At 60.4% G+C, this 14362-nt stretch carries 15 protein-coding genes and 1 pseudogene; 5 read left to right on the plus strand and 11 right to left on the minus strand.

Annotated elements, in window-relative coordinates:
• Positions 1-58: 58 nt before the first annotated feature.
• The 6 genes from speB (LB566_RS22195) to LB566_RS22220 are packed head-to-tail and all read right to left on the minus strand — an operon-like array spanning position 59 to position 5215.
• Positions 59-1012 carry an agmatinase gene (speB, locus tag LB566_RS22195; protein WP_140551952.1) on the minus strand — a complete coding sequence of 318 codons (954 nt, stop codon included), beginning with the start codon at positions 1010-1012 and terminating at the stop codon, positions 59-61.
• Positions 1013-1061: 49 nt separating this feature from the next.
• A complete protein-coding gene (locus LB566_RS22200) occupies positions 1062-2081 on the minus strand; it encodes an agmatinase family protein (protein WP_140551953.1) in 1020 nt (339 codons plus the stop codon).
• On the minus strand, positions 2078-2920 hold the full coding sequence (locus LB566_RS22205) for an amino acid ABC transporter ATP-binding protein (protein ID WP_263493257.1): 843 nt from the start codon (positions 2918-2920) through the stop codon (positions 2078-2080). Before LB566_RS22205 ends, LB566_RS22200 begins: the two co-directional genes overlap by 4 nt.
• 42 nt (positions 2921-2962) lie before the next feature.
• Entirely contained in the window at positions 2963-3613 is a 651-nt protein-coding gene (locus tag LB566_RS22210) for an amino acid ABC transporter permease (protein WP_140551954.1), read from the minus strand.
• Positions 3614-3617: 4 nt separating this feature from the next.
• A complete protein-coding gene (locus tag LB566_RS22215) occupies positions 3618-4271 on the minus strand; it encodes an amino acid ABC transporter permease (RefSeq protein WP_224626976.1) in 654 nt (217 codons plus the stop codon).
• A gap of 56 nt (positions 4272-4327) precedes the next feature.
• Positions 4328-5215, minus strand: coding sequence for a transporter substrate-binding domain-containing protein (locus LB566_RS22220; protein ID WP_224626978.1), 888 nt, complete (start codon positions 5213-5215; stop codon positions 4328-4330).
• A 228-nt stretch (positions 5216-5443) separates the two neighbouring features.
• On the opposite strand from LB566_RS22220, the gene LB566_RS22225 reads away from it, so the two are divergent.
• Positions 5444-6385 carry a LysR family transcriptional regulator gene (locus LB566_RS22225; RefSeq protein ID WP_140551955.1) on the plus strand — a complete coding sequence of 314 codons (942 nt, stop codon included), beginning with the start codon at positions 5444-5446 and terminating at the stop codon, positions 6383-6385.
• Here LB566_RS22225 and LB566_RS22230 read toward each other — a convergent pair.
• The 3 genes from LB566_RS22230 to LB566_RS22240 all read right to left on the minus strand — a co-directional run bounded on the left by LB566_RS22230 (position 6382) and on the right by LB566_RS22240 (position 9305).
• A complete protein-coding gene (locus LB566_RS22230; RefSeq protein ID WP_140551956.1) occupies positions 6382-7029 on the minus strand; it encodes a DUF1989 domain-containing protein in 648 nt (215 codons plus the stop codon). The genes LB566_RS22225 and LB566_RS22230 overlap by 4 nt on opposite strands.
• Positions 7030-7044: 15 nt before the next feature.
• Positions 7045-8013 carry an agmatinase gene (gene speB / locus LB566_RS22235; protein WP_140551957.1) on the minus strand — a complete coding sequence of 323 codons (969 nt, stop codon included), beginning with the start codon at positions 8011-8013 and terminating at the stop codon, positions 7045-7047.
• Between the two features lie 401 nt (positions 8014-8414).
• Positions 8415-9305, minus strand: a complete 891-nt coding sequence (locus LB566_RS22240; protein WP_140551958.1) for a LysR family transcriptional regulator — start codon at positions 9303-9305, stop codon at positions 8415-8417.
• Between the two features lie 151 nt (positions 9306-9456).
• On the opposite strand from LB566_RS22240, the gene LB566_RS22245 reads away from it, so the two are divergent.
• The 3 genes and pseudogenes from LB566_RS22245 to LB566_RS22255 all read left to right on the plus strand — a co-directional run.
• Positions 9457-9840 carry a DUF1330 domain-containing protein gene (locus LB566_RS22245; protein WP_140551959.1) on the plus strand — a complete coding sequence of 128 codons (384 nt, stop codon included), beginning with the start codon at positions 9457-9459 and terminating at the stop codon, positions 9838-9840.
• 101 nt (positions 9841-9941) lie between these two features.
• Positions 9942-10784, plus strand: coding sequence for an SDR family oxidoreductase (locus tag LB566_RS22250; protein ID WP_140551995.1), 843 nt, complete (start codon positions 9942-9944; stop codon positions 10782-10784).
• A 151-nt stretch (positions 10785-10935) separates the two neighbouring features.
• Positions 10936-11181 (plus strand): annotated as a pseudogene (locus LB566_RS22255) (IS5 family transposase); the annotation flags it as partial.
• A 358-nt stretch (positions 11182-11539) separates the two neighbouring features.
• On the opposite strand, the gene LB566_RS30595 reads toward LB566_RS22255, so the two are convergent.
• Entirely contained in the window at positions 11540-11740 is a 201-nt protein-coding gene (locus tag LB566_RS30595; RefSeq protein ID WP_224626980.1) for an SDR family NAD(P)-dependent oxidoreductase, read from the minus strand.
• A 496-nt stretch (positions 11741-12236) separates the two neighbouring features.
• Between LB566_RS30595 and LB566_RS22265 the strand changes: the two genes are divergently transcribed.
• Positions 12237-12668 carry a hypothetical protein gene (locus LB566_RS22265; protein WP_224626982.1) on the plus strand — a complete coding sequence of 144 codons (432 nt, stop codon included), beginning with the start codon at positions 12237-12239 and terminating at the stop codon, positions 12666-12668.
• A 237-nt stretch (positions 12669-12905) separates the two neighbouring features.
• Here the strand turns inward: LB566_RS22265 and LB566_RS22270 are convergent, their stop codons facing one another.
• Entirely contained in the window at positions 12906-13406 is a 501-nt protein-coding gene (locus LB566_RS22270) for a metallophosphoesterase family protein (RefSeq protein WP_224626984.1), read from the minus strand.
• Positions 13407-14362 lie beyond the last annotated feature (956 nt).

The following is a 14362-nucleotide window of genomic DNA, read 5'->3' on the forward strand; positions in this document are numbered from 1 at the left end:
TGACCTGCAATAGCGGCCGTTCACGAGCCGCTACCGTTCCAAAGCTTGACCCCGCTCCCTATCTGGCGTGCTTCGGCTTGCTCGCGCTCGCCATTACGCACAACAGCTCGAAGAGGAGCGTTGCACCTGTCAACGCCGTGACGCCCGAAGGATCGAGCGGCGGCGAGACCTCGACCAGATCGGCGCCAATGATGTCGAGGCCGGCGAGGCCGCGCACCATGGCCTGGGCCTCGCGCGTCGTGATGCCGCCGATCTCGGGAGTGCCCGTGCCGGGGGCAAAGGACGGATCGAGCGCGTCGATATCGAACGAGACGTAGACGGGGGCTGCGCCGACGACGGAGCGTGCCTCGGCAATCACCGCCTCTACGCCGCGCGCCATTAATTCTTCGATGAAGATGATGCGGACGCCCGCCTGCGTGGCGAAATCATAGTTTCCAGCATCCGAGATTGACCCCCTGATGCCGATCTGGACCATTCGTTTCGGGTCGAGAAGACCTTCCTCGACCGCACGGCGAAACGGCGTGCCGTGATTGTAACGGTTGCCGAAGAACTCGTCGTAGGTATCCGAATGGGCGTCGAAATGGACAAGGCCCAGCGGCTCGTTAGCTACGGCGCGCAGAATGGGCAGACTGATTAAATGATCGCCGCCCACCGCCAGCGGCCGAGCGCCGGCGTCGCGAACTTTCGTGAAGAACTCCGTGATTGTGTCCAGCGCGTCGTGAAGATCAAGCGGGCTTACCGGTACGTCGCCGCAGTCACCGGCGCGCAATTGATCGAACGGAGAAAGTCCGGTGACGTGATGGACACGCCGCACCAAGCTGGACTGATTGCGGATCTCGCGCGGACCGTGCCGAGCGCCCGAGCGGTTGGTGGTGCCGCCGTCGAAGGGGATGCCCACAAGTGCTATGTCGACCTGGTCGGGACGGGCCATGGGAAGGCGCATGAATGTCGAGAGGCCGGCGAAGCGCGGAACCTTGCCGGAATCGAGGGGTTGGAACTCCGTATCGCTCATGATCGTGCCTTCCTTTCCGCGCATGCAGCCGTCGCATTCTGTGCGCAGCTTAAATGCCGCTGTAATTCATCCGTTCTGTCGCATGAGCATGGCGCCAAGCGTCCTGCTTCCCGCCCTTATTTGCGGCGAGGCAGAACAGCGCCTCTGCGAGCAGGCGTGCTGCGAGAATGCAGGTCGTCCCGCTGGCGGAATCGAAATCCGGCGACACTTCGACGAGATCAAAGCCAGAAAATCCGTCACGGGCCGCGATGCGGACCCCGCGAATGATCTCGCGTGAAGTCAGACCGCCGGATTCGGGGCTGTTGGTGGCCGGTGCGTAGGCCGGATCGACGCCATCTATGTCGAGGCTGATGTAGAGGCGTGCGCCGTCCGCGATCGCGATCTTCCGCGCACGTTCGGCAACAACATCAATGCCAAGGCGTTCCACTTCAGCCATCGAGAACACCGTGATTCCGAGCTGCCGATAGAGCGGCGTCCACTCCGGGAGGTTGCGCGGTCCGCGCGCCCCGATCACCACGATGCGCCGCGGATCGACCTTATCCAGTTCCGCGATGCGCAGCAGTGGGGATGCGCGCGTCAGGCGATCGCCGGCGAAGGATTCACTGAGATCGAGATGGGTGTCGAAGACGATTAACCCGACTGGCGCGTCGCCGGCCTCGGCCACGGCGCGTACAGCCGGATAGCTGATGCCGTGGTCCCCGCCGATCGTCACCGGGATCGCCCCCGTGGACTGAATCGCGCCAAGCCGGGCTCCGAGACGAGCATAGCTTTCGGCGTTGTCCCCCGGCACCACATCGATATCACCGGCGTCGGCCACAGCGATATGGCTTGAAAGGTCCATGTCCCAATCGAAAGAGTAGGTGCCATACAGGAGGGAGTACTTGCGGATTTCCTGGGGCGCGCGCCGCGTCGCGCCGCCGCGGAAGGTGGCAAGCCCGTCATAGGGCATGCCGACCACAACGGCATCGGCGACGAAAGAAGCCAGGTCGCGGACATGAGGAAAGGCCATGAACGGCGGAACGTCGCCATAGATGCGCGGAACGCCGAGTGGGCTGAGGGCTTCGCTCATGGCCGTGCTCCTTCTGCACTTGTCCCGGTTCCCGGCCCATCGTTCTGGAAGAGCATGTTGCGAGACCTCCAGGTATCGAGGAATTCCCGCAGGCGCGGACTCTGCGGCGCACTGAAAAGTCTTGCAGGCGGCCCCTGCTCGACCACTTTGCCCTGGTCCATGAACACGACGCGATCGGCCACCTGGGCTGCAAAACCCATTTCATGGGTAACGACGACCATGGTGATGCCTTCCTGGGCCAATTGCTTCATGGTGTCGAGGACCTCGCCGACAAGTTGCGGATCGAGCGCCGATGTCGGCTCATCGAAAAGGATGACATGCGGTTCCATGGCGAGCGCGCGCGCGATACCGACGCGCTGTTGCTGACCGCCGGAGAGTTGGGAAGGATACCGCTCCGCAAAGCTCCTCAGGCCCACTTTGGCGAGCGCATGCAGGCCCTGTTCCCGAGCCTTGGCTGCGCGAATGCGCTTGGTCAGGCGTGGCCCGAGTGTGACATTGTCCAGCACCGTCATGTGCGGCCACAGGTTGAAATGCTGGAACACCATACCGACGTTGCGGCGCACCGCGGCGATATTCTGTTCGCTTTCACGCACCAGCGCAGTCCCGGTACGACGGTAGCCGAGCAGGCGTCCTTCGATCTCGACCTCGCCACTGGTGTAATCCTCCAAGAAGGAAGTACAGCGCAGCAGCGTACTCTTGCCGGAGCCGGACGGTCCGATGATGCAGACGACCTCCGAGGGGTTGATGTCCAGCGAGATGCCCGACAACGCCTGGAACTTGCCGAAATCCTTCGTCAGGTCCCGGATCCCGATAATCGGTTGAGGGGATAGGGTGGCCATCGCGTCTGTCCGATCGTTCGTTGAGTTGCCAGGCTGGGATCGTTAGAACTTCACGCGCCGCTCGACGAGCTTGCCGAGCTGGGCGACGGCTTCAACCAGCAGCCAATACAACACCGCGGCTGCGACATAGGGCTGGATGACCGCATAGGTCTCATTGACGAACTGGGTCGTATTCTTCGTCAATTCCGCCACAGTGATAATCGACAGCACCGCCGATTCCTTTATGAGGATGATGATCTGGTTCACGATAGCCGGCGTGATCAGCACTAACATCTGCGGCAACTTGATATGGCGGATGATCTGCGTGCCAGTGAGGCCGGCGATGCGGGCCGCCTCGATCTGACCCTTGGGGATCGACTGGAAACCGGATCGGAAAATTTCAGCGAAATATGCGCCGCCATAGAAGCCGAGTCCGAGCACACCGACCGTCTGCGCTCCCAGTCTGAGACCGATGCTCGGTCCGCCGTAGTAGAGCACGAACAGAAGGATCAGGATCGGCAGGCCGCGCATAAACTCGACATAAACGCGAACCGCCCAGCGCAGCGGCTCGAACGCTATGCCGTCGAGACAGGCAAGGACAAGACCGACCACAATCCCGAGTACCGTCGCCAGCGCACAAATCCAGGCTGTGGTGACCAGTCCGGCCAACATCAAAGGTGCATATTGGACCCAAAGATCGAGGAACTGTGTCATGGGCTCAGCCTCCCCGCGCCAGTCGCCGCTCTGCCGAGCGACCAGCAAGCGAAAGGAGGAAATTAATAACGATATAGATGATCCCGGCGGTGATGTAGGTTTCAAACGGCCGATAGGTCGTCGCCACGATCTGCTGGCTTACCCGCATCAACTCGGTCACCGCGATGACCGAAACCAGCGACGAGTTCTTCAGGATGCTGACAGTCTCATTGACGAGCGAAGGGATGACCAGCCTGAGCATCTGCGGCACCAGGATGGTACGGCGCGCGGCCCATTTTCGGATCCCGACCATGCGGGCGGCTTCCATCTGTCCCGGCGGAATGGCCAGGAGCCCGCCGCGGAATATCTCGGCCTGGAAGGCGATGGTGTTCAGCGTCAGGGCGACGATGGCGGCCAGGATGGGCGGCACGTTGATGCCGACCAGCGGGAGCAGGTAATAGATGATCAGCAACTGCACGAGGATCGGCGTGCCGCGCCAGACGCTTTGATAGGCGCGTGAGAACCGGCTCACCCATCTGTTGGACGACGACACACCGAAGCAAAGGACCAGTCCCAACGGCATGCCGAGGATGATGGCGATCCCGGAGACCAGGACGGTCATGCCGGCGCCCCACAGCATCACGCGCAGGTTGTCTTGGATAAGGGCAAGCGTGGTCAACGGCTTCACCTAGAGACGTACCAGAGAGCTGGACGGGATGTGGGGGAGACGCCTCCTCAATCCTTCGGTACAGGCAAGGCGTCGGTCGGCAGCTTCATGGTGAAGCCGAACCATTTCTCCTGCAGCTTGGCCATCGTTCCGTCGGCGGCCAGCTTTCGGAACTGGTCGTCGAAGAAGTCGGCCAGCGACTTGCTGTCGTCGTCCTTCCGGAAGGCCCAGCTGAAGTAGGTCGGCGCTCCGAATGTCGTCTTCACGGTCTCGAACGCGTCGCCACGCTGCGTTTGCAGATAGAGCAAGTTCGGCAGCGAATTGACCACCGCGTCGGTGCGTCCGGCTGCCAGATCGGCATAGGCCTCGTTGAAGTCCACATAGGTCTGGATGTTCGTGATCGGCGCCAAGCCCTTTGACTTGAGCTGTTCGGATAAGGCCTCGGTGGCTTTCAGCTGGGCGGAGCCGGCTTGGGTACCGACGCTTTTTCCGCTGAGGTCGTCGGGTGTCTTGAGCGAGGAATCGCCTTTGCGTTTGACGTAAGTGAAGGATGCATCGGCGATCGGCAGGGACAGGCGGTAGGTATCGTACCGCTGCTTGTTGACGGTCACCGACGTTATGATGGCGTCGAACTTCTCAGTCTGAAGCCCCGGCAACAGACCTTGGAACGGCAGGTCAAGCCGGTCTATCTTGACACCGGGAAGGGCTTTCATGACCTCGTTGAACAGGTCCACGCCGTAGCCGACAATGCTGCCGTTCTCGACGTATTCGAACGGCGGATACCTGGCTTCGGAAGCGATCACGATCTGCCCCTTCTCCTTGATCCGGTCAAGAAGGTCGGCCGCCGGGGCCCCGCTAGCCGCCACAAGCGACAGCGAAGCAACAAGCAATGCAGGCAAGTACGATTTCAAAACAGACCGCATGAATTCCTCCCGTTCCTGCGTCGCGACATGCAATGGAACCACAGCCCTGCCGCTTCCCGATCACAGGGCCCTTTTCCCCCACGGTCATGGGCCAAAAAGGATTACTCCGTCGGCAGCTTGTGGCCAATTTGGCGCCGCTACGCCTAGCCCAGCATGTCAGGATTGACTCTCTAATAAATATGGAAGGAATAGACTATACATCGAGATTCACGATATGAACTCTGTTAGCCGAGTGGCATGGCGATTTAGAGGATTTTCCAGATGCGCATGTCCGCCTCCGATATTAGGGCAGTGCGGGTTTTCCGGTCGGTCGTTGAGCACGGCGGTTTCAGCGGAGCGCAGCTTGCGCTGGCAATGAGCCAGTCGACCATCAGTTTCCAGATTACCGCGCTGGAGCAGCGGCTGGGCTTTTCCCTGTGCCAACGCGGCCGTCGCGGCTTCGAACTGACCGACAGAGGCCGGGCCGTTTACGATTACTCCCATTCACTGACATCGGCCCTTTCCTCGTTCGAGCAGCAATTGGGCGAGCTTCGCCTGCGCGCAACCGGCACCCTGCGCATTGGCATCGTCGATTCGACCGTTACAGATTCGGTGCTTGGCATCGACGACGTGATCGATCAGTTCGTCAGGAAAGCCAGCGAGGTCGATCTGCGCGTCACGATCGGCTCACCTGAGCAGCTCATCGCCGACATTGCCAAGGATGGCATCGATTGCGCGATTTCTCCGCGCATCAAACTGCTGCCGGGTTATTCGCAAACCGAATTCCATCATGAGATGAACTCGTTATATTGCAGCGAACGACATCCGCTGTTCCCGAAGAAAATCGTGACGAAAGCGGACGTCGAGGCCGCCGTTGTCGTGGTGCGACCCTACGCGAACAAAACAGAACTGCAGCACATTCCGAACGCCAAGGTGGGAGCCTACGCCTCGAACATCGAAGCGCAGGCCATGTATATCCTGAGTGGCCATTATATCGGCTACCTGCCTGATCACATGGCGTCCATCTTCAGGGAGAAGAATCGACTGAAGGCGCTGCTGATCCCCGAAGCGCAGATACGGTCGCCATTCGTCATTATCTCGCCGAAACACAAGAAAGCTTCGCTGTCTCAACGCATCTTCCTGCAGGAACTGCGCAAGAGGATAGCGGCCGGGGAATCCACCCAAGCGAAACCCGCAGTGGCGTCAAAGAAGGATAAGACTTAATGGCCGGATGCCTGGCTATGGCCGGCCGGCCCGTCTATGCGAAAATGCGTGTCTGTGGGCACACAGGCCGCCCCGTTCACCGGAACGAGGTCCTGGGGGCAGGCCGAGAACGCGATCACGAGGTCCATTTCCGCACGCAGGCTGACGTAGGAGCCGGGCGTGGAGACTGGCGTGTCGAAGGAGATCGAACCTTTGCCGTCGATCGGAATGTTCATAAACAGGTTGAGCGGTGACGGCGTTTTCGAATGCGCAAGCCCGAGTGCCGCAAGAGCCCCGGCTAGGTTGTCCGTGCAGTTGTCGTGGTGGCCAACGTGTCCGAGCTGCTCATAGCGATAGCGGTCGCAGGCAGCGATCAGCGTATCGTGTACGCCGCCTGAGGTGTCCTCCAGGATGGTTAGCATCGGACGCCGCTTGTTGCTGAGCAGCGTGTCGCCCGCACGGGGATTAACCTTTAGCATCGCGCCGCGGCTATGCTCCATCGACATGAATTCCGCCATGTCGTCGGCGCGAAAGGCCCAGGTGTCCACCACTTGGCTGCCGTGGGTGTTGATGACGGTTACGACCTGCCCCTGCATGACGCCTGCCGCAACGCCCTTGCGTGCGGGAATCAAATGAGTTCGGCCCCTATGGTCCCTGCTTTGCATCTGCCGCCCTTTCTTTCAGCGCCTCGGGGCTTCGCGTTCCGCGAATATATAGCCAAGGAAGTTCAACAGAACCTGTGCCGCCAGGAAGCCGGTGATCCCAGAGGGATCATAGGCCGGGGCGACCTCAACCAGATCGATGCCGACGACATCGCCTTGTTTCACCAAGCCTTGGAGAATCTCCATGACTTCATAGTACAGGAAACCTCCGTGGCTGGGAGTTCCTGTGCCGGGTGCGATGGATGGATCGAAGCCGTCGATGTCGATCGTCACATAATAGCGGACTCCCGCGGGAATGGTCGCTAGCACGCCCTCGGCGCCGAGCCTGCGCGCCTGACGGACGGAAAGGATGGTTGAGCCGCGTTTCCGCGCGTCCTCATAGCCCTCCCGTGCCGTCGAGGAGACGTTGCGGATGCCGATCTGGCTGAGGCCGCTGACATATGGCTGCTCCGATGCGCGACGCATGGGATTGCCGTGCCCTTCGCGCACCCCATGGCGCACGTCGACAAAATCGAGATGCGCGTCGATCTGCACGATGTGGATCGGACCATGATCGCTGAATGCCCTGATGCATGGAATGTTGATGGCGTGGTCACCACCCAGCACGACCGGCAGGGCGCCTCTCTCGAGTATCTTGCGGACTGCCTTTTCCGCATTCGCGTGACTGGCTGCGGTATCGGTGTGCACCATGTCAGCATCGCCAACGTCGACTATTCGGACCTTGTCGAGCGCTAGGTAGATCTTGTCGTCCTCATGATCGTAAGCGCCGCCATGACCGAAGGAAAAAAGCGTCGAGGCCTCGCGGATCGCTCGCGGCCCAAAACGCGCGCCGGAGCGGTATTGGGTGCCCATGTCGAATGGGACGCCCAGGATCGCGACATCTGCGTCGATCTCATCCCAATCGAGGCAGACGGGTCGCTTGCCAAACGTGCTTAGCCCTACGAAGGGAAGGTCGAGCCGTCCGCTATTATAACCGTGGTCAGACATTAAAACTCTCCGGACCTATATGGAGCCGTCACGACAAGGATGGGAGCGCGACAGCTAGCCATCTGCCGATGCGTGGCTAGCACGCGCGAGCTACTTCTTTCCATCACGAGTGTTGGGCGTTCATATCGCTTTATTCGAAGATTGAGCGATGGAAGGTTCCCGTGTGTCGGGGCCGACAACGCGCCCATTCTGATGGAGCGCATGCTCAAGGGCAGGATCGAGCCGGGGGTAAGGTCTTTTGATCTCAAGCCGCCGCTGGCCGAGCTTGCGGAAGGCTAGGCCGTGAACTCATAAATTGGGGAGACCGGGATCGGTGGGAAACGGACGCCGACTCCTGTACTGAGCGGCTTGGACAGGCGCCAATGGTCGCCAAGGTCTGACGATCCTTATTTCAACCGCACTCAGTCGCGGTAGCGCAGCGTTTCCAGTACGAGTGCGAAAGCCGGCGAGAGTTGGCGCCGGCTTGGATAATACAGGTGATATCCCGGCCGGACGGGGCACCAGTCCTCAAGAACACGCACTAGGCGACCCTCTTCAAGAGGGTAGGCCACCAGATCCTCGGGCAGATAGGCGAGCCCGAATCCCTCAAGGCTGGCCTGACGGATCATCGCGAGGGTGTTGAACGCGGCGTGTCCTTGAACGCGCACCTTCAACTCCCGCCCCTGCTTGCGAAACTCCCACGGTGCAAAGCCGCCTGTGGGCAGTCGCAGGGGTATGCACGCGTGATCGGCAAGGTCTTCAGGAGTGACCGGACGGGAGCGGCTTACGAAGTATGAAGGCGCTACAACAACCCCCATGCGGAAGTCTGGCCCAATCCGCGCCGAGATCATGTCCTTGTCCACCTGTTCGCCAAGCCGTACACCCGCGTCGAAGCGATCGGCCGCAATGTCTGCTAAGCCGTAGTCATGGATAATCTCGACCCTGATGTCGGGATAGTCGCGCATGAGCCCGACCATGGCAGGCCAGATGATGGTCTCGCCGGCATGCTCCACGGTGGTGATCCGGACTGTGCCGGCCGGCTTGTCGCGCAGGGCGCTGAGGGCGGCAATCTCGCTTGCAATCTCATCGAAGTTGGGAGCGATGCTTCGAAACAGGCGATCCCCCGCTTCGGTGAGCGAAACGCTGCGGGTCGTGCGGGTCAGCAGCCTAACGCCGAGGCGCTCTTCCATCGTGCGGATCGAATAGCTCAGAGCCGACTGCGACAGGCCGAGCTTGGCGGCCGCCTTGGTGAAGCTGCGCTCGCGGGCGACGGCGATGAAGGTCAGGAAGTCATCCAGACTGTCGCGACGCATTCATCAATCCCATTTCTAAGCCCATGCAGATTATACCATCTAATTGCATGCCGCTAAAGGAGCTAACTTCCTGACTCAAGGCCAGACGGTCCACCGGAGCAACTCTCCGCCCAATGCCTACCGTCCAACTGGCCCACTGAAGGAGAACAAAATGAAGAAGGTAATCGTCGGCGCGCTCGCCGCCCTCACCATGGTCGTGAGCCCGGCCGCCTTTGCTCAGGAACCGACGGGCGCCGCCCCCCGCGCCTACATGATCGGCAGCTATGACATCAAGGATCAGGCGGTGTTTCAGCAGTACATCGAAGCCGCCTCGCCGCTCGTCACCAAGTATGGCGGCCGCGTGATCGTCTACAATCCCAATGTCACTGCCATCGAAGGAAGCTCGAGATCGGTGATCGCCGTCGCCGAGTTCCCGAGCCTTGCTGACGCCCAGCGCTACTACGACTCGCCGGAATACACGGCGGCCCGGCAGTTTTTCACCAAGTCGACCGAAGGATTTCGCATCATCACCGAAGGCGCCGGCCTTCCGCAGTGACGCAGTCCGCTGGCGGATGGATACCAGCATGGCGTCAGTCCCTGCTGGCCATCGCGTCCGAATTCGAGGCCGAGCTGCGGCCTAGAGAACAGGAGCCCAATATGAGTGTTTGGTTCATCACCGGCGCAGGCCGGGGCCTCGGTGTGGATATCGCCAAGGCCGCATTGGCGGCGGGCCACAAGGTGGTGGCAACCGGCCGCAACACGGAAAAGGTCGCAAGGGCCGTGGGAAAGTCCGAGAACCTCCTTATTGTCAAGCTGGACGTGACGAGCGCGGCCGACGCCGAAGCCGCTGCCCATGCCACGCTTGACCGGTTTGGCCGCATCGACGTGCTGGTCAACAATGCGGCGAGTTTCTTTGCCGGGTACTTCGAAGAGTTGACCGCCGAACAGATGCAACTGCAGCTCAGCACCAGCCTCGTCGGTCCCATGAACGTGACGCGGGCCTTTCTGCCAGCGATGCGCAAGCAGCGGTCGGGCAGGGTCATTTCGATCTCCTCGACGGCCGGGCTAATGGGTTTCGAGTTCTGCACGGCCTATTCAGCCTCGAAGTTCGGCCTCGACGGCTGGATGGAGGCGCTGCAGACCGAAGTCGTGCCGTTCGGCATCGAGACGATGATCGTGAACCCGGGCTTCTTCCGCACCGAGCTTCTCACGGAAGAGTCGACCAACTATGCCGCGCCCTCCGTTGAGGACTACCATGAGCGGCGGACGGCGCAGATCGCCTTCTGGCGTTCTCAGAACGGCAAGCAGGGGGGTGATCCCGCCAAGCTTGCGCGCGCCCTAATCACGCTCACGGCTGAGGACGTGCTGCCCCAGCGTTTCCTTGCCGGTGCCGACGCCATTGCCACGGCAGAGCAGAAGATTGCCATTCTGCAGCAGCAGATCGATGCCTATCGCGAGCTCTCGAGTTCCCTTGCCATCGACGAGGGTGCTGGCGGCTGAAACCCAATGGCACTGCAATTCCGAGGTGAAGACTTCGTGGCTGCGGCACTCCCAAAACGGCCACCTGTGAATTGATCAAATACGTCCGCTAAGAGGTCGATTGTCGACTGGCGGCTTTCCTATTGCAGCGGAATCTGTTTCCAGACTCTGCATGAGCCGATATGACCTGACCGACTTCGAATGGCACGTGATCGAACCACTTTTGCCCAAAAGGCCACGAGGGGTGCCGCGTGTCGATGATCGGCGCGTGCTAAACGGCATCTTCTGGCTGCTGCGATCCGGTGCGCCTTGGCGGGATCTACCAGAGCGGTACGGTCCACGCACCACCTGTTACAATCGCTTCGTCCGATGGCGGAAAGCAGGTGTGTGGGACCGCCTCGTGGACGCTATCACCAAAGGCCATGGGCGAAGCTGCCCTGGGTCATGAACTTGACTTGGATTTCCGGTCGTTGCCGCCAGCAACTGGCCGATCGAATTGCCGGGAGCGATCTTGTACAGCCCTTGAGACCAAGGGTTTGAGAAACAGGCCAGAAAGGGCTGGCGGACCGGCGATGGTGCCGCGCATCTTCCCGTGCGCGGTCTGCTGCCGGCTCTGCCTGTCGTCCGCGGCCAAGAGGGTTACGGAACCGGCCCAATGATGGATGGGGCAGATAAGTTAGTAATATCAGATAGTTACGGGAGAACGTGTGCAAGAATGGCACACGAAAGTTCTGCTTCTCTTCTTTTTTCGTTCCCACGACGGAGCCGCCGAAGCCCTATTCGGTCGCTCTTTTTGCCGACGATCTGTCCGTCCTATTGCGGACGTTCGCTGCAATATCCGTGCCCCGGTCCCTCAGCGCGGCCGTCCAGGTTCGCGCGAAGGAGCGGACCGCAGCCTTGGTCGCGCTGTAGGTGGTGTAGCCGGGGAAGCTCATGAACGCGGGGATAGAGCTGACCAATATTGATGGATCCGGCATTCGTCATTAGCGGCAACGCCTTGTGACAGGCGTTCAGCAGGCCGCGTACGTTGATAGCTCTCGGCATTGACCGGGCCAAACATCTCAATCTCGCGGACGCCACGAGAATGTCAAGCCGGCGCTTGCTGCCTTGACCCGGGGGGAGCAGTCGGTCCAGGTGTTCGATTGCTCGCGTCGCCTTGAACGGCGGTTGCGTTGCGGCCGATAAGCGCTGCATTACAGTGGCCTCCATGCCGATGAAATGAAACGCAGCCCCAAAGGACCATAAGGCGTTACCAATTTAAGTTGTTGTTGTGGGCGGGTGGCGAGCTGTTCGTTCTGAACGGCTTCGGTCCGGTTTGGGATGAGATATCGTTTCGCGCGTCGGCGGAGCAATGCGCTGTTTTTGTCATTTTGCAATCCATGTCGGGCAAGTGGCCGCCTTACCGGCTCTTGTTAGCGCGTAGGCGCGCGATAGTTTTTGTGGGGAAGGGACTTCGATCAAAAGGAGCCGACGATGGAACACCAAACTCTAAGCCAACTGCAGACAATTGCAGAAGTAGAACCCCTGTCGACATACCCGATCATGACCCGGCAACAGCGCATTGAGCGCTGGGCAGAGTTGCTGGAACAACATCCCGAGCGACGCCTGAGAGCCCTTGCCGGCACTGAGTATCTGAAGCGGGAAGCCCTCGACGCAGCACGCGGTGAGGGCTCGCCAATTACAGTGGCCTTCGAGGACCCGCTACTGCGTGCGTTAGGCCTGAAGGATGACACCTATGGGGAAGCAAAGCGCTTCTTCGAACTGTCTGACGGTGAGTTGCATGACATCGTCTGCAGTTGCCACGTCGGAACCACGTTCAGAGGGCAGTGGGCTGCCGCTAGAGTCCGCCGGTCGATCGGAGGGAACAGGTTTCTTAAGTGGCTTAGAGAGAGAATGTGGCACTGAGGTCGCCAAGGACGGCGATTGAAGCTCGTTTCAAGCGAGGTGGCCGTGGTGACGACGGGGGTCGGCGCCTGTCCCAAAGGTTGTGACGGCGGCAGACGGGTGGGACGCTCCTCGGTCCCGGTTCACTCGCGGTGCGTTCCAGGCAAGGCTGCAATACCCCAGGGGCAGGATTTCTGGATTCCTATTTGCGGCTAGCATCACCACGTAAAGACGTCGATCGTTCGATCATCTGATGCGCTAACCTCGGCGGCGCCGCCTGGCCTGTATGGCAGCAAAAGTGACTGGGCGAAAATCCCAGGCGTCCACGCCGACGTCGTGCTGGCGCGTCCTTGGCTTCAGCCGGCCATGAGAATGGCCGTGCAGGTTTATCGATTTCTTGCCGATCTGGTTCCAGGTGCGGAACGGGTAGTGGCAAAGAACCAAGAAACGGCCCTCGACAGTTAGCTCCTTGTAGTGTTGCACGCTAGCCCAAGCCGAAGCGCGGAGCGTTACCACTCCGTCGTTGTTGCCGATGATCAGGTGCTTGGTGCCGTGGAGGCAGGACAGCAGCGAAGACACTGTCTCGGCCGATCCCTTGGCGAAGTCGCCGAGGTGCCAAACCTCGTCATTTGGAGCAACAGTCTCGTTCCAAAGTTCAGTCAGTGCCTGGTCATGCGCCGCCAATGAACTGAAGGGGCGGGGGTCGAGCCGCAGAATGCGGGGATCGTTGAAATGCGTGTCGGAGGTGAAGAAGATCATGCGCCGCCGCTGGCTGAGACGAGCGCTCGACGATCGCTTCTCAGTTCGGTGGCCGGAGCGCCTTTGGGTCCATCATCGATCGATCCTGATTTAGGCTTCCCTGAACATCTTGAGTGCCTCTTCTTTGGTGAGGCCGCACTTGCGCGCAAAGTAGAGGCTTCGATCGCTTTTTCATGATCCTCCGTGGCTTCTGTGTGCCGTTTGGGCTTTTTACCTGTCGTTCTCTGTCACCTTTGATCCCACCGAACCATCACCGTGCCGCGTTGTTCCCATCCATCGGATCTGCTGACCTGCCGAGCGCGGCAGCCTAATGTCGCCGACAAACGAGATCCCGAGACCTGTAGCAGGCATCAGCTTGGTCGTTTCTATATGGCCCATCTAGGAGGCACAGTTGGAGCTCTAAAGTTGCCGAACGCCTTGCAGACGGTTGCTTTTGGCTACGAGCGGGACGCGGCCTGGATCTTCTGCCGAAAGGCGGCTCGCGCTCGCGGAGGAACCGTGTAACGCGCTTGTTGAATCGTAGTCTGAAGACCAGACCTCGATCACCTCGTGCGCCCGACGGTAGTAGGACAGCGAGGTTTCGTAGGTGATCAGCCAGCCCGGAATTGCACACCCATTCGCGCTTCCGGAAGTCAACGCTATCCAACGGCACCCAGTGGCCCCTGCGCATGGTTACGGTGAACGCTACTTCAACGGCCCTGAGTTCGGATGTGGTATTCCGGTTCCATCCGCGAGATTTCCCGCCCATGGCTCGCCGGCAGACACGCTGGGTGGCTCCCGCTGAAGCCTTGCCTTTATCTTGCAGCCATGGCGATCCGGAACCTCGATCCATGTGGAGAGTTGTCCAGCAGCCCAGCGGAGATCCAAGCCATGGCGCCACCAGAGGCCAATCGCGGCGCCGCCGCGCAGCCGAAACGCTTTGGCAAGCGGCAACCCCATCACCGGCACGGCACAAG

The sequence above is a fragment of the Mesorhizobium sp. CA13 genome, from assembly GCF_020165235.1.
GTDB lineage: Bacteria > Pseudomonadota > Alphaproteobacteria > Rhizobiales > Rhizobiaceae > Mesorhizobium.